The 17,673-nt window shown below is 64.1% G+C and carries 20 protein-coding genes; 10 read left to right on the plus strand and 10 right to left on the minus strand.

Features of this window, described 5'->3' with window-relative positions:
- The first annotated feature begins 2 nt into the window (after positions 1 to 2).
- The 6 genes from fdhD to AC07SZ_RS24665 all read left to right on the plus strand — a co-directional run bounded on the left by fdhD (position 3) and on the right by AC07SZ_RS24665 (position 4,151).
- Positions 3 to 833 (plus strand): formate dehydrogenase accessory sulfurtransferase FdhD, encoded by an 831-nt coding sequence (fdhD, locus tag AC07SZ_RS24640; protein ID WP_494916244.1) that lies wholly within the window; start codon positions 3 to 5, stop codon positions 831 to 833.
- Positions 823 to 1,131 carry a formate dehydrogenase subunit delta gene (locus AC07SZ_RS24645; protein ID WP_494916245.1) on the plus strand — a complete coding sequence of 103 codons (309 nt, stop codon included), beginning with the start codon at positions 823 to 825 and terminating at the stop codon, positions 1,129 to 1,131. The genes fdhD and AC07SZ_RS24645 overlap by 11 nt, the downstream gene beginning before the upstream one ends.
- Positions 1,132 to 1,243: 112 nt before the next feature.
- Positions 1,244 to 2,797 (plus strand): alpha/beta fold hydrolase, encoded by a 1,554-nt coding sequence (locus AC07SZ_RS24650; RefSeq protein WP_172371039.1) that lies wholly within the window; start codon positions 1,244 to 1,246, stop codon positions 2,795 to 2,797.
- A gap of 108 nt (positions 2,798 to 2,905) precedes the next feature.
- Complete coding sequence (locus AC07SZ_RS24655) at positions 2,906 to 3,385, plus strand: carboxymuconolactone decarboxylase family protein (RefSeq protein WP_056569675.1); 480 nt, start codon at positions 2,906 to 2,908, stop codon at positions 3,383 to 3,385.
- Positions 3,386 to 3,466: 81 nt separating this feature from the next.
- Complete coding sequence (locus AC07SZ_RS24660; RefSeq protein ID WP_056570412.1) at positions 3,467 to 3,829, plus strand: nuclear transport factor 2 family protein; 363 nt, start codon at positions 3,467 to 3,469, stop codon at positions 3,827 to 3,829.
- A gap of 7 nt (positions 3,830 to 3,836) precedes the next feature.
- The gene (locus tag AC07SZ_RS24665) at positions 3,837 to 4,151 is read left to right on the plus strand and encodes a hypothetical protein (protein ID WP_023775764.1); all 315 of its coding nucleotides are present in this window, start codon (positions 3,837 to 3,839) and stop codon (positions 4,149 to 4,151) included.
- Between the two features lie 53 nt (positions 4,152 to 4,204).
- On the opposite strand, the gene AC07SZ_RS24670 is transcribed toward AC07SZ_RS24665, so the two are convergent.
- The 9 genes from AC07SZ_RS24670 to AC07SZ_RS24710 all read right to left on the minus strand — a co-directional run bounded on the left by AC07SZ_RS24670 (position 4,205) and on the right by AC07SZ_RS24710 (position 12,822).
- Entirely contained in the window at positions 4,205 to 4,690 is a 486-nt protein-coding gene (locus AC07SZ_RS24670) for an ester cyclase (protein WP_056569672.1), read from the minus strand.
- Between the two features lie 42 nt (positions 4,691 to 4,732).
- On the minus strand, positions 4,733 to 6,160 hold the full coding sequence (locus AC07SZ_RS24675; protein WP_494916247.1) for a gamma-aminobutyraldehyde dehydrogenase: 1,428 nt from the start codon (positions 6,158 to 6,160) through the stop codon (positions 4,733 to 4,735).
- A 103-nt stretch (positions 6,161 to 6,263) separates the two neighbouring features.
- Complete coding sequence (locus AC07SZ_RS24680) at positions 6,264 to 7,079, minus strand: ABC transporter permease (protein ID WP_494916248.1); 816 nt, start codon at positions 7,077 to 7,079, stop codon at positions 6,264 to 6,266.
- On the minus strand, positions 7,069 to 8,037 hold the full coding sequence (locus tag AC07SZ_RS24685) for an ABC transporter permease (protein ID WP_056569664.1): 969 nt from the start codon (positions 8,035 to 8,037) through the stop codon (positions 7,069 to 7,071). The genes AC07SZ_RS24680 and AC07SZ_RS24685 overlap by 11 nt, the downstream gene beginning before the upstream one ends.
- Complete coding sequence (locus tag AC07SZ_RS24690) at positions 8,034 to 9,032, minus strand: ABC transporter ATP-binding protein (protein WP_494916250.1); 999 nt, start codon at positions 9,030 to 9,032, stop codon at positions 8,034 to 8,036. The genes AC07SZ_RS24685 and AC07SZ_RS24690 overlap by 4 nt, the downstream gene beginning before the upstream one ends.
- 213 nt (positions 9,033 to 9,245) lie before the next feature.
- Positions 9,246 to 10,400, minus strand: a complete 1,155-nt coding sequence (locus AC07SZ_RS24695; RefSeq protein WP_494916251.1) for an ABC transporter substrate-binding protein — start codon at positions 10,398 to 10,400, stop codon at positions 9,246 to 9,248.
- A 215-nt stretch (positions 10,401 to 10,615) separates the two neighbouring features.
- The gene (locus AC07SZ_RS24700) at positions 10,616 to 11,527 is read right to left on the minus strand and encodes a LysR family transcriptional regulator (protein WP_056569659.1); all 912 of its coding nucleotides are present in this window, start codon (positions 11,525 to 11,527) and stop codon (positions 10,616 to 10,618) included.
- 81 nt (positions 11,528 to 11,608) lie between these two features.
- Complete coding sequence (locus tag AC07SZ_RS24705) at positions 11,609 to 12,226, minus strand: DedA family protein (RefSeq protein ID WP_494916252.1); 618 nt, start codon at positions 12,224 to 12,226, stop codon at positions 11,609 to 11,611.
- On the minus strand, positions 12,223 to 12,822 hold the full coding sequence (locus tag AC07SZ_RS24710) for a class I SAM-dependent methyltransferase (protein ID WP_494916253.1): 600 nt from the start codon (positions 12,820 to 12,822) through the stop codon (positions 12,223 to 12,225). The genes AC07SZ_RS24705 and AC07SZ_RS24710 overlap by 4 nt, the downstream gene beginning before the upstream one ends.
- A 291-nt stretch (positions 12,823 to 13,113) precedes the next feature.
- On the opposite strand from AC07SZ_RS24710, the gene AC07SZ_RS24715 reads away from it, so the two are divergent.
- The 4 genes from AC07SZ_RS24715 (at position 13,114) to AC07SZ_RS24730 (ending at position 16,564) form a co-directional block, all read left to right on the plus strand.
- Positions 13,114 to 13,788 (plus strand): response regulator transcription factor, encoded by a 675-nt coding sequence (locus tag AC07SZ_RS24715; RefSeq protein WP_056569652.1) that lies wholly within the window; start codon positions 13,114 to 13,116, stop codon positions 13,786 to 13,788.
- 10 nt (positions 13,789 to 13,798) lie between these two features.
- Positions 13,799 to 15,160 (plus strand): sensor histidine kinase, encoded by a 1,362-nt coding sequence (locus AC07SZ_RS24720; RefSeq protein WP_494916255.1) that lies wholly within the window; start codon positions 13,799 to 13,801, stop codon positions 15,158 to 15,160.
- Positions 15,161 to 15,225: 65 nt separating this feature from the next.
- Entirely contained in the window at positions 15,226 to 15,675 is a 450-nt protein-coding gene (locus AC07SZ_RS24725) for an RrF2 family transcriptional regulator (RefSeq protein ID WP_494916257.1), read from the plus strand.
- Positions 15,665 to 16,564 carry an NAD(P)/FAD-dependent oxidoreductase gene (locus AC07SZ_RS24730; RefSeq protein WP_494916258.1) on the plus strand — a complete coding sequence of 300 codons (900 nt, stop codon included), beginning with the start codon at positions 15,665 to 15,667 and terminating at the stop codon, positions 16,562 to 16,564. The genes AC07SZ_RS24725 and AC07SZ_RS24730 overlap by 11 nt, the downstream gene beginning before the upstream one ends.
- Here the strand turns inward: AC07SZ_RS24730 and AC07SZ_RS24735 are convergent.
- Entirely contained in the window at positions 16,561 to 17,337 is a 777-nt protein-coding gene (locus AC07SZ_RS24735; protein ID WP_056569642.1) for a DeoR/GlpR family DNA-binding transcription regulator, read from the minus strand. The two genes, AC07SZ_RS24730 and AC07SZ_RS24735, sit on opposite strands and share 4 nt — an antisense overlap.
- Positions 17,338 to 17,673: the final 336 nt, after the last annotated feature.

Here is a 17,673-nt window from a genome sequence, read left to right on the forward strand (position 1 = left end):
CCTTGGCCGCGCGCCGCAAAGCAACGACTGAGATATCGCGGCTGGCGCACCGTGCCAGTGGCACGGCTGCGGCCAACCGCATGGTGCCGGAGGAGACGCCGGTGGCATTCTCCTTCGCCGGCACCACGCATGCGGTAATGATGGCAAGCCCGGCCGACTTCGAGGATTTCGCGCTCGGCTTCTCGCTGACCGAAGGCATCATTGCTTCCCCTGAAGAGATCGAGGCGATCGAGGTCGAGGATCATGGCGCCGGAATCGATATCCAGATCCGGCTGAAGGACCTTGCCAATACGCGCTTCGAGGCGCGGCGCCGCAGGCTTGCCGGGCCGGTCGGCTGCGGGTTGTGCGGCATTGAATCCATCGAGGAAGCACTGCGGTCGGTTGACGCCGTTGGTGCGTCAAAACTTACGCTTGATGCCGATGACATCGTGCGCTCCGTCAGGCTGTTGTCGAAGGTGCAGCCGCTGCACACGGAAACCGGAGCCGTGCATGCCGCCGGCTTCTACATCCCGGGCAAGGGCGTCGTGATGGCACGCGAGGATGTCGGCCGCCACAATGCGCTGGACAAGCTGGCCGGCGCGTTGGCCAAAGCCGGCATCGACGGCGCGTCGGGCGCTGTCGTGGTGACGTCGCGCGTCTCGGTCGAGATGGTGCAGAAGACGGCGGCGATCGGCTCGGCCTTCATCATTGCCGTCTCGGCGCCGACCGCGCTTGCCATCCGCACGGCGCAGGAGGCGGGCATGACGTTGGTGGCGCTGGTGCGCGGCGACGATTTCGATGTTTTCACTCACCCCGACCGGGTGATCTATGGAGCCGCCCAGCATGTCGCATGACGAAGACCACATCACGAGCACGAGCGAAAAGCTGGTGCGCATGGCCAATCAGATCGCGACCTTTTTTCATTCGAGGCCGCGCGAGGAAGGTGTCGCGGGCGTCGCCGAGCATATCAACAAGTTCTGGGAGCCCAGGATGCGGCGGCAGTTCTTCGAGATGCTGGACAGCGGCGAAGGCTTCGACGAACTCGTCGTGGCCGCATCCGCCAGGATCAAGCGCCCGATCTCGCCGGCCGAGGCCGACATCAAGCTCGGACTGAATCCCTCCCCAGCCGACCTTACCGCCTCGCAAAAGTAGCCTGCGGATCGCACGGACTTATATTTCCTTTTGCTAAAGTTTGAGCTGCCGCTATCGATGCGGCTCTGCTATGTTCGACGATCAGAAATCGTCAGGCCGGGCGGAAGAACTCGTGAGGCCGATCGAGACCCGATATGCCCTCAGTGGCGAGGTGCGGATCGCCTACCAGGTGGTCGGCCAGGGATCACTTGATCTCGTTTTCGTGCCGGGCTTCATTTCCAATCTCGACCTGCATTGGGAAGACGAGGGCTATACCAGGCTCTTGAGACGGCTGTCGGCATTCTCCCGGCTGATCCTGTTCGACAAGCGCGGCACGGGTCTTTCCGATCGTGTCGATGTCCATCACTTGCCCAGTCTCGAAATGCGTATGGATGATGTGCGCGCGGTGATGGACGCGGCGGGCAGCGGCCGGGCGGCACTGCTTGGCGCTTCCGAAGGCGCGCCCATGGCAATGCTGTTCGCCGCCACCTATCCGGAACGGACGCGGGCGCTGGCGCTCTATGGCGGCTATGCGCATTTCCACAAATGGGTGATGCCGCCCGAACGCCTCGATGCCTTCATCGCGACGGCCGAAACGGCCTGGGGCACCGGCGCCACCTTGCCCAGTTTCGCGCCGGGACGGGTGGATGACACCCGTTTTTCGACCTGGTGGGCGCGCTTTGAGCGCTTGTCGGCGAGCCCGACAGCAGCGGCGGCACTGGCGCGGATGAACGCGGAGATCGACGTGCGCGGCGTGCTGCCCGCAATCAGCGCGCCAACGCTGCTGATCCATCGCCGCAACGATGCCCGGGTCGATCCCGACGCCAGCCGCTTCCTGGCCAGGAAGATCGCGAATGCGCGGCTGGCCGAAATCCCGGGACGCGACCATCCGATCTGGACCGGCGATGTCGACCGGGTGGCCGACCTGATCGAGGAATTCCTGACCGGCGAGTGCGCCGTGGCGGAAGCCGAACGCGTCCTGGCCGCGCTTCTGGTGACGCGCATCTACGACACCGCGCGGCTTGGCGACCGGATGTGGAGCGAACGCTGTGAGCGTTTCCAGGAAACATGGCGGACGCTTGTCGGGCGCCATGGCGGGCGCTGCGTGGACATGCATGGCGAAACGATGATTTCGCGCTTCGATGGGCCAGGGCGCGCCTTGCGTTGCGCGGCGTCGTTGCGCGAGGCGGCGCAGCAGATCGGCGTGGCGAGCGCCCAGGGGGCGCATGTCGGCGAGATCGAGTTGCGCGGGCCACCGACCGGATTGACGGGCCGCGTCACGATGCACCTCGCCACGCATGCCGGGCGCGGCGACATATTGGCGTCGCGGCTGGTCGCCGACCTGGCCGCCGGGTCAGGGCTTCATTTCACCGACGCCGGCCGCATCGGCATCGACGAACTGGACGAGCCGCTGGCGCTTGTCCTGGCGATGTCCGAACAGCATCTGGAACCGGCTTGCCGCCCAAAGGCCAAGGCGACCGAGCCTGCCTGCCTGACGGCGCGCGAAAGCGAGGTGGTGAACTTGATTGCCGACGGCAAGAGCAATGCCGCGATCGCCGCCGAGCTCAGGCTGAGCGAGCACACGGTCAAGCGCCACGTCGCCAACATATTGCTCAAACTCGACCTGCCATCGCGAGCTGCGGCGGCGGCATTTTCCGTCAGGCACACTGGCCCGGACGGGCCATGAGAGCCATGGCGCTTTCGGGCGAAGCGGGCATGCCGATGTAGCGCTATCAATTTCCCCCATGCAGGCCAGGCGGATGCCGCCGGGAAGGCGCTGCGAACGGAGGAGGAAATGCTCAAGTCAAAACCGAATGTCAGATCATTTGTGATCGCGGCAGGCATTGGCGCGCTGTCCGCGATCGCTCCCGCAAAGGCCGAGGATGCATCGGCGACAGCCGCCTACAAGGACATCCAGGCGACGCTCGGCTCGGTGCCGGACATGTTCAGGACACTGCCCGACGTCGCGGTCGCCGGTGCCTGGGCCGAGATCAAGGGGGTGCAGCTCAACCCCAAGACCGCGCTCGACGGCAAGACCAAGGAGCTGATGGGCCTTGCGGTGGCCTCCCAGATCCCCTGCCAGTACTGCATCTATTTCCACACCGAGGCGGCCAAGCTCAATGGCGCGAGCGACGAGGAGATCAAGGAGGCGATCGCCATGGCGGCGATCGTTCGCCATTGGTCGACGATGCTCAATGGCAGCCAGGTCGATCTCGCCACTTTCAAGAAGCAGACCGACGACGTCTTCGCGGCCGTCAAGGCGAAGTCGCAGTGAAAGACCCTGCCCGCCGATAAGCGCCGGGCAGACTTGCAAACGTCAACCGCCCGATCGTGAAGACGGGCCATGGAGGATAAAATGCTGACCAAGACCCAAGCCGTGGATGGCGCGGCCATCAAGAAGGCGATCGAAACCCGTGACGGCAAGATGCTGTCGAGCTTCTATGCCGATGACGCGCTGGTGCGGGTGATCGACCGCAACAACCCGCCGAGCAAACCGCGCGAAATCCGTGGGCGGGCGGCGATCACCACCTTCTGGGATGATATCTGCAGCCGGGCAATGACCCACAAGGTCGATACAACGATCGCCGACGGCAACAGCCTGGCCTTTACCCAGGCCTGCGCCTATCCGGACGGCACAAAAGTGTTCGCCGCGGCGATGCTGGAACTGAAGAACGGGCAGATCGCACGCCAGACGGTCGTGCAGGCCTGGGACGAGTGAGGCCGCCATGTTCAGCGCCAGATGGCAGATCGACGCCAAATTCGGCCACAAGCAGACCGTGCTCGAATTGCTGAAGAAATGGGAACGCGAGATTGGCTCACAGGTCGGTCTCGCCGACCTCCAGTTCCAGATCATGACCGGATCGATCGGCGCGCGGGAGGCGACGGTCGAATCCCATCATCAGGTCGAGAGCCTGGCCCAGCTGGAGGCGTTTTTCGCCAAGATCGGCAAGATCGACGCACACGCCAAATGGGGCAAGGAGATGGAGCCCTACGTCGTGTCAGGCACCAGCCTGTGGAACATCTATCGTATTGTCGAGTAGCGGCCGACACCCTTTTCCCCGGCAACGGGGAGAAGGGTGCAGACACACCGTTGTTACATGAGACCGAGCTGCTTGTAGAAGCCGAGCGCGTCGTAGTAGTCGCTCTGGGTCGCGATCTTGCCATCCTTGATCGAGAACATCGAGGCACCGGTGAAAGAGAACTTCTTTCCGGTCGCAGCCGTGCCGTCACCCCAGGCCCCGGTGTTGGTGCCGGAAAATTCCCATTCGAACGAGACGCGGTCGCCGTCGACGACGGGCTTGCCCTTCATCGTCCAGACGGCGTCGGGAACAGCCTTCAGGAAATTGTCGATGACGCCTGTCTTGGCGGCGTCCTTGCCCGCGACCGGCTTTCCGACTGAAGCATCGTAGTAGGTGACGTCGTCGGCAAAATAGCCGGCGGCCTTGGCCGAGTCATGCGCATTCCAGGCCGCGACATAGGCTTCGACCACCGACTGCGCGGTATCGGCGGCGAAGGACGGCGCCACGGCAAGAAACGTGGCGGCGATGGCTGCGGATGTCAGAAACTGTCGGCGCTGCATTGTCTTTCTCCCTCTCGTTGAATGCTTGCCTTCCTTCCCAGCCTATCCGTGCGCCACCATTACGTGGCGGACGGCGGTGTAGTCTTCCAGCGCATAGAGCGACATGTCCTTGCCGTAGCCGGACTGCTTGAGGCCGCCATGCGGCATCTCGTTGGTCAGCATGAAGTGGGTGTTGATCCAGGTGCAGCCATATTGCAGGCGGGCGGCCGTCGCCATGGCGCGCGAGACATCCTTCGTCCACACCGATGAGGCCAGGCCGTAGTCGCTGTCATTGGCCCAGTTCACCGCCTCGTCGACTTCCGAGAACCGGGTGACCGAGACGACCGGGCCGAAGACTTCGCGGCGCACGATCTCGTCTTCCTGCAGCGCGCCGGCGACGACGGTCGGCTGATAATAGAAGCCGCTGCCTTCGCCCGGCTTGCCGCCGGTGGTGATCTCGATGTGCTTCAGCTCCGAGGCGCGCTCGACGAAGCTCGACACGCGATCGCGCTGACGGCGCGAGATCAGCGGCCCGATCTCGTTCTCGGTATCGTCGGGCAAATTGTACTTGATGGTCGACACCGCCGAGGACAGATCGGCGACAAGCTTGTCGTAAATCTTCTTGCCGGCATAGATGCGGCAGGCAGCGGTGCAATCCTGGCCGGCATTGTAGTAGCCGAAGGCGCGCAGGCCATTGACCACGGCGCCAAGATCGGCGTCGTCGAAGACGATGACCGGCGCCTTGCCGCCAAGCTCGAGATGGGTGCGCTTGACCGACTTGGCGGCCGCCTGCAGCACCTTCTTGCCGGTGGCGACGTCACCGGTGATCGAGATCATGTTGACCTTGGGGTGGTTGATCAGCGTGTTGCCGACGCTGTCGCCACGGCCAAGCACGACATTGACGACACCTTCGGGCAGGATCTCGGCCAGGATTTTCGCCAGCTTCAGCGCCGTGAGCGGCGTCTGTTCGGAGGGCTTGAAGACGACCGTGTTGCCGCCGGCGATCGCCGGCGCCAGTTTCCAGGCCATCATCATCAGCGGGTAATTCCAGGGCGCGATCGAGGCGACGATGCCGATCGGGTCGCGCCGCACCATCGAGGTGTGGCCAGGCAGATATTCGCCGGCGACAACGCCCGGCATCGAGCGCACCGCGCCGGCAAAGAAGCGGTAGCAGTCGACGATCGCCGGGATCTCGTCATTGAGCACGGCATTGATCGGCTTGCCGCAGTTCAGTGCCTCGAGCGTGGCGAAATCCTTGGCCTCGGCCTCGATGCGGTCGGCGATCCTCAGCAGATAGCCGGAGCGCTGCGCCGGCGTGGTGCGCGACCACAAGACGAACGCCTGTTCGGCGGCACTGACAGCCGCCTCGATCTGCGCCTGGCTGGCCTCGGGCAGGTTGAGAATGGTTGCCCCTGTCTTGGGATTGAGGATCGGCTCCTCGGTCTCGGCGCCCTTCTCGAACTTCGAGCCGATCAGCATCTGGGTGTCCATCGGGTTTCTCCTTGAACCGAAGTGAGTAGTGAATAGTGAGTAGTTGGTGGTCAGTGATGCGCAGGCTCCGGCTGTGGATTTTCCTACTCACTACTCACTGTTCTCATTTGCCCGCACCCGCGATCTGATCACCGTCGCGGGTCAGGTAGTAGGCAAACAGGATGGGCAACAGCGTCACCAGCACGACGACCATGGCCACGACATTGGTGACCGGGCGCTGGCGCGGACGGATCAGTTCCTCCAGCATCCAGATCGGCACAGTCTGCTGCTGGCCGGCGGTGAAGGTGGTGACGATGACCTCATCGAAGGACAGCGCGAAGGCCAGCATGCCGCCGGCAAGCAGTGCGGTGGCGATGTTGGGCAGCACGACATGGCGGAAGGTCTGGAAACCATCCGCGCCGAGATCCATCGAGGCCTCGATCATCGAGCCGGAGGTGCGGCGGAAGCGGGCGACAGCGTTGTTGTAGACCACGACCACGCAGAAGGTGGCGTGGCCGAGCACGATCGTCCAGAACGAGAAGGGAATATCGGCCAGCGCAAAGGCCGAGCGCAGCGCGATGCCGGTGATGATGCCGGGCAGCGCGATCGGCAGGATGACCAAAAGCGAAATGGTTTCGCGGCCGAAGAATCTTGTGCGCGACACCGCGGCGGCACACAGCGTGCCAAGTACCAGTGCGATCGCCGTCGAGATGGCGGCGACGCGCACCGACAGCGACAGCGCCTCCCAGACGTCAGGCCGGTTCCAGGTGACGGCGAACCACTGCGTGGTCAGCCCCGGCGGCGGCCAGACGAAGCTCTTTTCCTCGGTGGTGAAGGCATAGACGAAGATCAGCAGGATCGGCAGGTGCAGGAAGAGCAGGCCGCAGGCCGCGGCGATCTTCAGGCCGAGCGGAGCGGATTGACCACGATCAGAGCGCATCGAAAGCCCCCATGCGCTTGGCGCCCCAGAGGTAGAAACCCATGATGACGATGGGCACCACGGTGAAGGCGGCGGCGAGCGGGATGTTGCCGGCCGTGCCTTGCTGCGAATAGACGGCCTGGCCGATGAACAGGCGCGACGTGCCGATGATCTGCGGGATGATGTAGTCGCCCAGCGTCAGCGAGAAGGTGAAGATCGAGCCGGCGACGATGCCGGGCAGCGCCAGCGGGAACAAAACATTGCGGAAGGTCTGCCCCGGCGAGGCGCCGAGGTCGGACGAGGCCTCGACCAGATTGCCGGGCACGCGCTCAAGCGCTGCCTGAACCGGCAGGATCATGAAAGGCAGCCAGACATAGACGAAGACGATGAAGGTGCCGGTGAACGACACCGACAGCGAGTTGCCGCCGACGACCGGCAGCGACAGCCAGGCATCAAGCAGCCACAGCAGATGCAACTTGGCGAGCAGCCAGGTCAAAATGCCTTCCTTGGCCAGGATCAGCTTCCACGCGTAGATCTTGACCAGGTAGCTCGACCACAGCGGCAGCATGACGCCGAGATAGAACAGCGCTTTCCAGCGGCCGCGTGCATAGCGCGCCGCATAGTAGGCGATCGGAAAGGCGACGACGGCCGAGGCCAGCGTGACGAGTGCCGCCATCGTCACCGTGCGCAGGATGATGTCGAGATTGGCGGCCTGGAACAGGTCGCCATAGGTCTTCAGCGTGAATTGGCGGTTGATCAGGCCGGAGTACTCGTCGATGGAGAAAAAGCTCTGCGCCAAGAGCGCGAAGAGCGAGCCGATATAGACGATGCCGAGCCACAGCACCGGCGGCAACAGCATCAGGAGCAGAAGCAGTCGCGGCCGGCGCCAGAACAGGTCCGACAGCGCACCGCGCATGCCGCCGCTGCCCGGCAGGATGGCGGGAGCCGTGGCGCGCGGCATGGTGGCGTCGACGCTCATGCCGGCTCGTCCATCAGATGCAGGTGCTCGCGGTTGAAGGTGAGCACCACCGCCTCGCCTTCCGCCGGCAGGGCAGTGCCGGCCGGCACCACGGCGTGCAGCTTCAATCCGTCGGCATCGAGCGCCAGCCTGGTGGTGGCGCCGAGATAGTTGGTCGAGACGAGGCGGGCAGAAACCCCTTCGCCGCTTGCGGCACGGCCGACGCGAATGGATTCGGGACGGAGACTGCCCCAGCGATGCTGGCCGGAATAGCGCTGGACAAAATCCGGCGGCAATATATTGGAGGAACCGACGAAATCGGCGACGAAACGGGTTCTCGGCCGCTGATAGATATCCTCCGGCGTGCCGATCTGCATGATCCTGCCGTCATTGAAGACGGCAACGCGGTCCGCCATCGAAAGCGCTTCGCCCTGGTCGTGGGTGACGAAGACGAAGGTGATGCCGAGCGCCTTCTGCAGCGATTTCAGCTCTTCCTGCATGTTCTCGCGCAGCTTGAGATCGAGGGCGCCGAGCGGCTCGTCGAGCAGCAGCACCTTGGGCTGGTTGACCAGCGCGCGGGCGAGCGCGACACGCTGGCGCTGGCCGCCGGAAAGCTGGCCGGGCCGGCGGGCGCCGTAGCCGGGCAGCCTGACCAGCGACAGCGCTTCCTCGGCCGCCTTGTGGCGCTCGGCCTTGCCGACGCCCTTGACCATCAGCCCATAAGCGACGTTGTCCAGCACATTAAGATGCGGGAACAGCGCATAATCCTGGAAGACGGTGTTGACGTTGCGGCGGTAGGGCGGCACGCCCTCGGCACGCTCGCCGAAGATCGAGATCGAACCAGCGGTCGGCTGTTCGAAACCGGCAATCAGGCGCAGACAGGTCGTCTTGCCCGAACCCGACGGCCCAAGCATGGCGAAGAACTCGCCCGGCGTTATGTCGAGATCGACCGCGTCGACGGCGCGAACGCTGCCGAAATGGCGGGAGACTTTATGAAAGGAGACGGCAGAGGTCATGGGCTGTCAGTCTGTTGCCGGTTTTGTTCTATTGAATCATCTTCGCCTGCAAATCATGGCTTGGATGGCAAATTCGCGGGCCACTTTACCTCCCCCATCCATGGGGGAGGTCGCGGCGAAGCCGCGGGTGGGGGTGATCCGGCACGAACGCCCGCGCTGCCCCCAACCCGACGTTGCGCGTCGGCCCTCCCAACAAGGGGAGGGTAAAGACGATCACCGTCCGCCGATGACGCCGATATAGTCCGACACCCAGCGGTAGTAAGGCACGCACTGGTCGTTCTGGGTGACGCATTTCGAGACCGGCGTCTTCCAGAACTTGATCTTGTCGAAATTGTCGTAGCCGTTGGTCTTGCAGCCTTCCTCGCCGAGCGATTCATTGCCCTTGCAGGCCGCAGGCACGACCGGCAGCGAACCGAACCAGGCCGAAACATCGCCCTGCACTTTCGGGGACAGCGAATGCTCAAGCCACATATAGGCGCAGTTCGGATGAGCCGCGTCGGCTTCCATCATGGTGGTGTCGGCCCAGCCGGTGACGCCTTCTTCCGGCACGGTCGAGGCGACCGGCTTCTTGGCGGCGACCAGCGTGTTGACCTGGTAAGGCCACGAACCGGATGCCACGACGCCTTCATTCTGGAAATCGTCGACCTGGATGGCGGCATCGTGCCAGTAGCGGCCGACCAGCGTGCGCTGGACGCGCAGCAGGTCGAGAGCGGCCTTGTACTGGTCTTCGTTGAGCTCGTAGGGGTCCTTGATGCCGAGTTCCGGCTTGTGGAACATCAGATAGTTGGCGGCGTCCGCGATGTGGATCGGCCCGTCGTAAGCCTGGACGCGCCCCTTGTTGGATTTGCCGTCCGGCAGCTTCATCTCCTCGAAGACGACGTTCCAGCTCTTGGGCGCTTCCTTGAACACCTCGGTGTTGTACATCAGGATGTTGGGGCCCCACTGATAGGGAACGCCGTAGTGCACCTTGTCGACGGTGAACCAGGGCGCGTCCTTGAGACGATCGTCGACCGCCTTCCAGCTCGGGATGAGATCGGTGTTGATCGGTTGCACGCGCTTGCCGGCGACCAGGCGCAGCGAGGCGTCGCCTGAAGCCGTGACGAGGTCGAAGCCGCCTTCGTTCATCAGCGAGACCATCTCGTCGGACGTGTTGGCGGTCTTGACGTTGACCTTGCAGCCGCTCTCCTTCTCGAAGGCGGTAACCCAGTCATAGCCCTTGTCGGTCTCGCCGCGCTCGATATAGCCCGGCCAGGCAACGATGTTGACCTGGCCTTCACCCTTGCCGAGTTCCTTGACCTGGGCAATGGCCTGACCCGAGAAGGTCAGCGCGACCGTCAGCGCAGTGCATGACTTCAGGAATGAATTCATCATCGATCTCCCATTTTGGCGCCTGATCCCGAAACCGCTCCGGTTTTCGCCAGATCAAGCGCGGACTGAAAAACTGCCGGTTCGTCCTATGGACTTGATGTCGCTCTGGTGGCGGCTTGGTCCGTGGAACGGAAGGTGCTTGGAAAATTCCGGTTTCGCAAATTCATTTATCAGAAAGGCGATATCGGTTTTTCCGATAGATGAACACTCTTCAATCAGGGGCGTTGGCGGACCGTGCGCTGCGACTGGGCAAGGCCGACGAAGTCCCGTGCCGCCTGCGGCAGGCCGGAGCCGCGCCGCCAGACCATGCCGACCTGAACCACCGGCAAGGAGCCCGAAATATCGCGCGATTCGATGCGGTCGCCTTCCAGCGACCATGGCCGGTAGACAAGATCGGGCAGCAGCGCCACGCCGGCCCCGGTGGCGACCAGGCTGCGCACTGCCTCGACCGAGCGGGTGCGGAAGGCGACATGCGGCTTGGCGCCGATCGCCGTCAGCAGCTTGCCGGTGTTCTCCTCGATCTCGTCGACGGTGAGCATGATCAGCGGTTCGCCGGCGATGTCGCCAATGCCGATGATGTCGGCGCCGGCGAGCGGATGGCCGAGCGGCAGCCACAGGCGGTAGGCCGAGACCTCGAGGATTTCGGACTGCAGCGCCGTGCGATCGCGCAAATTGGAAGTGACCATGACGGCGATGTCGAGTTTGCCGCCGATCAGCAGATGTTCAAGGTAGTCGCCATTGTCCTCGATGGCCGAAACCTCGACGCCCGGATAGGCGCGGCGATAGCGGGCGAGCAGGTCCGACAGCACATAGCCGGCGACCAGCGAGGTGACGCCGAGCTGCAGCCGGCCGCCCGCCACGGCCTGCTCGCCAGAGAAAGAGCGTCGCGCATCGGACACGTCGGCGAGGATCTTGGTCGCATGACGCAGGAATTGATGGCCCTTGTGGGTGATGTTGAGGCCACGGGGATGGCGCTCGAACAGCTCGACGCCGAGATCGCTTTCGAGTTCCTTGATCGCTTCGGTGACCGAGGATTGCGAGATGGAGAGGTTCTGTGCCGCGCCCGACACCGTGCCTTGCTCGGCGACGGCGATGAAGAATTGCAACTGTCGGATGGTGAAAGCCATCGCCGGACTAAACACCGGCGGCCGGGCGAAGAAAAGCCGACGGCGGAACTTATCCCATGACCGGAGACTGGGGCAGCGCGCTCAGCCGAGCACCAGCCGGATGCGCCGCCGCCATGCGGGCCCATAGCGCAATGCCAGCATGAACGCCGTTTCCAGCGCCACGACAATAACGATGATGCGCAAGCCCACCGTGAAGGAATCCTGGCTGCTGCCGCGCAAGAGATAGCCTGTCAGGAGGAAGCCCGCATTCCAAATGGTGGCGCCGAGCAGCGTCGCGATCGCGAAGGGCAACGCCGGCAGACTGAGGGCGCCCGCCGCGATCGGCAGATAGTTGCGCACGGTCGGGATGAATTGCGCCAGCAGCGATACGCGGACATGATTGCAGCGATAGGCCTGGCCGAGCTTGCGGTAGGTTGCGGGGCGCAGGAAGACATATCTGCCGACCCGTTCGATCATGCGATCTGCACGGTCGAATCCGATCCGGCGGCCAACCCCATACCAGACAAGGCAGCCAAGGAAGGAGGCAAGCGTCGTCACCACCAGCAGGATCGCCAGTGTGAAGCCATCCGGTGCAGCCGTCATGCCGAGGAACAGCAGCAGCACATGCGAGGGCGGAACCGGCAGGATCTTCTCGGTGAAGGCAAGGCAGAAGACGCCGAACAGGCCGAAGCCGAGAATGGCCGACAGCGGCCCGGTCATGCGAAGCGCCAGTCATAGGACGCAGCAGTCTTGATCCTGGCGATGCGATAGACCGTTGCCGGCGGGAAATTGCGAAAGGTATGACCGACCCGCGTGACCTCGAGATCGAGCCGGTCGAGCAGCGACTGGTCGAACGGACAGCGCCGGCCGAGCGTGAACTGATAGAGCGCCCCGCCCGGGCGAAGGTTCGCGAAAACGCCTTCGAGAATGGCAAGCGTCTTGCGCGGCGAAATCAGTCGGAAGGGCAACCCGCTGACGGCAGCGCCAACCACCGGCCCGGGAAACAGCGACAGATGGCGCAGGCCGACGGCATCCGTCTCGAAAATCCGGGCGGCGGGAAAGCGGCGCATGAGAAGTGCCGCAAAATCCGGATCGGATTCGATCAGCGTCAGATCCTCTTCCCTCACCCCGCGTGACAGCAGCGCCCGTGTGAACGGGCCGGTCCCGGGACCGAGTTCCAGCACGGGGCCGGTTTCGGGACCGATATCGCGCGTCATCAAGGCCGCCAGGCTGGAACTGGACGGCGTGACGGAGCCGACCCGGAACGGCGCGAAGGTCCACGCCATGAGAAAAGACAGGGCATCATGTGCAGGCATAAGCAACCTCAATCCCGGACAACAGCACCCCAAACCAATTTGGCGTGCCGCTTGATTTCGTTTCAGCGTCGGACCCGAATCCGTTGCATATCCGGGCCCGACACCTTGATGCCGGCATGGCGATTCCTGCCGGCCGGCGCTGTTTGCCGTGGCTGGATTGCATAGACATTGCGCAATAGCGCGGACGCAAAGAAAGGACTTGCCGGTCTCGGGCCATTCGGCTTTGCCATGTCCACGCAATGTTGGCGCGGTAGCGCCGGATACGGTGTGCTCGTTGCCGGGGGAGTGTGGATGCGTATCTTGCTGGTCGAAGACGAGCCCGAAATGGTCTCGGCGCTGCGTGCGGCGCTGAAGCGCCACGACATGGTGGTCGATCACGCCGGCACGTTGCTCGATGCGGAAGGCTTCGTTGCCGTCGACGGCTACGACGCCATCCTGCTCGACCGCCAGTTGCCGGATGGCGACGGGCTGTCGCTGGTGCCGAGATTGCGCGCGGCGAACAACACCACGCCCGTACTGGTTCTGACGGCCAAGGGCGAAACGTCCGACAAGGTCGACGGGCTGGACATGGGCGCCGACGACTATCTGGCAAAGCCGTTCGCCTTCGAGGAATTGCTGGCCCGTTTGCGCGCTTTGCTCAGGCGGCCGGCGCCGATGCAGTCGCAATTCATCCGCGCCGGCCATCTGGTGCTCGATGTCGGGCATCGCGAGGCTGCGATCCGCGGCGAGCCGCTCAGCCTGCCGCGCCGCGAACTGCTGGTGCTGGAGGCGCTGATGCGGCGCACCGGCCGCATGGTGCAGCGCGAGGCGCTGATGGAAGCGGTGTTCGGCCTCGACGACGAGATCCAGTCCAACGCGCTCGACACCCATGTCTCGCGCCTGCGCCGCAAGCTCGCCGACGCGGAGAGCGGCGTGACGATCAACGGCATTCGCGGCGTCGGCTATCTCCTGCGCGAAACGCCATGAGTGTCGAGCGATGAGCCTCAAACGCCCGCGTTCGCTCAAATGGAGCCTGGTGCTGCGCATCGCCTTGCTGCAATGCGCGATGCTGACGCTGATCATCGTCGGTATTCTCGGCGCGTTGCTCGCCACCGGCCTCATTCCGCACGACTATGAGGACGGCACGATGGACGTGCTGGCGGATGCCGTGGCGCGCGATACGGGCGGCAAGCTTGTGCTGCGCGAGACTTCGGATCTGACGAAGCTGCGATCCGATATCCCCGGCCTGTGGCTCATCATCCGCGACAAGCAGGGGCAGCGGCTGCAGGAAGGCACGGTGCCGGCCATCTTCCAGCCCTTCGCCGACCTGCTGGACACCATCAGCGACGCGCGTATCGACAATTCCATCGGCGAGAGCGCACCGCCGGATGCAAAGATCCGCTGGACCGAGACGGCCGCCGGCAATGTCCAGATCTTCACCGGCACCAAGGGTGGGCTTTCGCTGCTGCGCCTGCTCGGACAGGCGCCGCAATTCTTCCTGCAAGGCATATTGCCGCTGGCCGGATTGATGGCACTTGCCACGCTGTTCGCGACGCCCTGGGTGGTGCGCGGCGCGCTGTCGGGGCTTGGCCATGCGGCGGCCGAGGCCGAGCGCATCGACATCGACCAGCGCGGCGTGCAGCTGCCGCTGAAGGATGTGCCAAAGGAGGTCGCGCCGCTGGTCAAGGCGGTGAACGCCGCCCTCGCACGCCTGGACAAAGGCTATGAACGCCACAAGCGCTTCCTGACCGATGCCGCCCATGAACTCAGGACACCGGTCGCCATCCTCAACACGCGCCTGGCCTCGCTGCCGGCAACACCCGAGCGGGCCCGGCTGCTGCAGGACGCGGCACGGCTTTCGACGCTGACCGACCAATTGCTCGACCTGCAACGGCTCGACCGGCAGACTTTGCCTTTCGAGAAAGTCGATCTCGTGGCAATCGCGCGCGGCGTCATCGTCGATCTCGCGCCGATGGCGTTCTCTGCCGGGTATGAAATGTCGTTCGAGCCGGCAAAGGACACGGTTTTCGCGACCGGCGACCGTACCGCCATCGAGCGCGCGGTGACCAACATCGTCCTGAACGCCATCGAGCATGGCGGCCGCGCGGGCAAGATCACCGTCAGCGTCACCGCTCCGGCCGTCATCGAGGTGCGGGACGAAGGCGTCGGAGTGCCGCCAGCCGAGCGCGAACGCATCTTCGAGCCGTTCTACAGGCTGCGCCCTCAAGATCACGGCGCGGGGCTCGGCCTCAACCTCGTGCAGGAAATCATGCAACTGCATGGCGGGCACATCGAGATTTTCGATGGCAAGCCGAGCGGCGCCTGCTTCCGGATGAGTTTTCGCGCCTCGCCGACATAGCTTTGCCTTGACGAAAAAAGCGTTGGCGGGTTTGACATCGCCGAAATCGTAACTAATTAAGTTGCATGAAACGCAACAGCCGGCTCTCATCCATCTTGCACATTCTCGTCCACATGGCCGAGAAGCCCGAACAGGCGCTGACTTCCGAGCAGCTTGCCACCTTCATCCACACCAATCCGGTGGTGGTGCGCCGCACCATCGCCGGCTTGCGTGACGCCGGTATCGTCACCTCGTCACGTGGGCATGGCGGCGGCTGGCTGCTCGGGCGCACGCCCGAAGAAATCTCGCTGGCCGAGATCAGCGCGGCACTTGGCGAGACGCTGCTGCCGTTCAGCACCGAGCCGGAAAGCCCCGGCTGTCTCGTCGAGCAAGCCGTGATCGCCGTGCTCGACGATTTCCGCATCGCGGCGGAGAAGCTGCTGGCGGAGAAGCTCAGCCGCATCACGCTGGCCGACCTGACCGCCGATTTCCGCCGTCGTTACGACCTCATCGGAGCCTCCAGCCATGCAATATGACCTTGCCGTCGTCGGCGGCAGCTTTGCCGGCCTGTCCGCCGCGATCCAGGCGGCGCGGGCCCGGCGCAACGTCCTGGTGATCGACGCCGGCCAGCCGCGCAACCGCTTTGCCGCGCATTCGCATGGCTTTTTCGGCCAGGACGGGCGCGCACCCGGCGCCATACTCGACGATGCAAGGCGGCAATTGCTGGCCTATCCGACAGCCAAGCTCATCCAGGCGCGGGCAAACAAAGCCGTCGCCAACAGCAGCAGCGATTTCGACATCACCACCGATGGCGGCGAGACATTCGGCGCCGCGCGACTGGTTCTGGCCACCGGCGTGCGCGACATCCTGCCGGAGGTTCCCGGGCTTGCCGGGCAATGGGGCAAGACCGTGCTGCACTGCCCCTATTGCCATGGCTTCGAGGTTTCCGGCGGGCCACTTGGCGTGCTCGCAACCGGCCCGATGTCCATGCATCAGGCGCAATTGATTGCCGACTGGGGCGATGTCACGCTGTTTGGCAACGGCCAGATAGAGCCCGACACCGAGCAGATGCACGCCATGGAGGCCAAGACCATCAGGTTCGAACCCGCGACGGTCAGCGAACTCAGGGAGGACGGCTCCGGCGGCCTGATCGTCCACCTCGACAGCGGCCGGCAGGTTGGTGTCAGGGCGATGTTCACCGCACCGCGCAACACGATGGCGAGCCCGCTGGCCGAACAACTCGGCTGCGGCTTCACCGACGGCTTCCTCGGCCCGGTAATCACGGTCGATGACCGGCAGCAGACGACAGTCGCCGGCGTCTACGCTGCCGGCGACGCGGCGCGCGCGATGCACAACATCGCCTTTGCCGTATCGGGCGGGACTTTCGCTGGCGTGTGCGCCCACCAATCCTTGGTGTTCGGCTAAAAAGCGACTTCGCCGCCGGCAATGCTGAGCCGCGCGCCCGCCTGCGCCAGCGCCGCGGCTACATCGTGCGGCGGCGCGCGGTCGGTGGCGAGTTCGGAAAAGCCGTCGAAGCCGCAGACCTGGACCAGGCCCTGGCGGCCGAATTTCGTGTGGTCGGTGACGACGAGCGAGCGCTGGCCGCGTGACAGCACCATGCGGGCGAATTCGGCCTCTTCCAGATCGTAGTCCATGACACCCGTCACGGCATCGACGGCACCGGTGGAGATGATGGCATGGCTGACGGAGAAGCGGCTGACGAACTCGATGGCCGAAATCCCGAACGCGGCCCCTGAATCGCTGCGCAGTTCGCCGCCGGCCATATAGACCTTGTTGCCGTTGATCGTGGCCAGCGTGCGGGCGATATCAGACGAATTGGTGACAACCGTCAGCCGCCGGTGGCCGAGCAGTTCCCGCGCCAGGAAAGAGGTCGTGGTGCCGGTATCGAGCATGATGGACTCGCCATCGCGGATGGTGGCGGCGACCATGCGGGCGATGACGCGCTTGGCATCGGCATTCTCACGCATGCGTCGCTCGAACGGCGCTTCGCCGATCATCGACGGCAGGCCTATCGCGCCGTGCATCTTCAGCACCGACCCATCAGCGGTGAGCGGCTTGACGTCGCGGCGCACGGTTTCGAGCGAAACACCCAGCCGGTCGGCGAGGCTGGCAATGGTGACGGTTCCCTCTTCCTGCAGCAGCCGAAGGATCTCGCCGTGGCGTTTGGAATGGACCATTGGGTTTCCCGGACTTAGGCTTTTGACCGATTTTAAGGTAATTCAAGCGCTTTTAAAGGGATCGACTTCTGGTTTCGGGCAAAATACCCAAAAAAAGTCACATCTTTTTGTTGACAACCGGGCAACCTTGGCGTGAAATCCGTTGATCGACAGGCGTTTCGGAGCTGCAACGGGAGGGCGATGGCAGAGCCGCAACTCACTGGCCGGGCAGTCTCGAACGTGCCTGGCGCAAGGAATTTTCAGATCCGCGGGGGCGGATGCCGGGATCAAAAACCTGGCCAAGGGGCTCGTCGGTGCGGTGCGGGATACCGATCCTGGCGTCCCGCACCGGCGAGA

Source organism: Mesorhizobium sp. GW821-FHT07A06 (assembly GCF_059419085.1).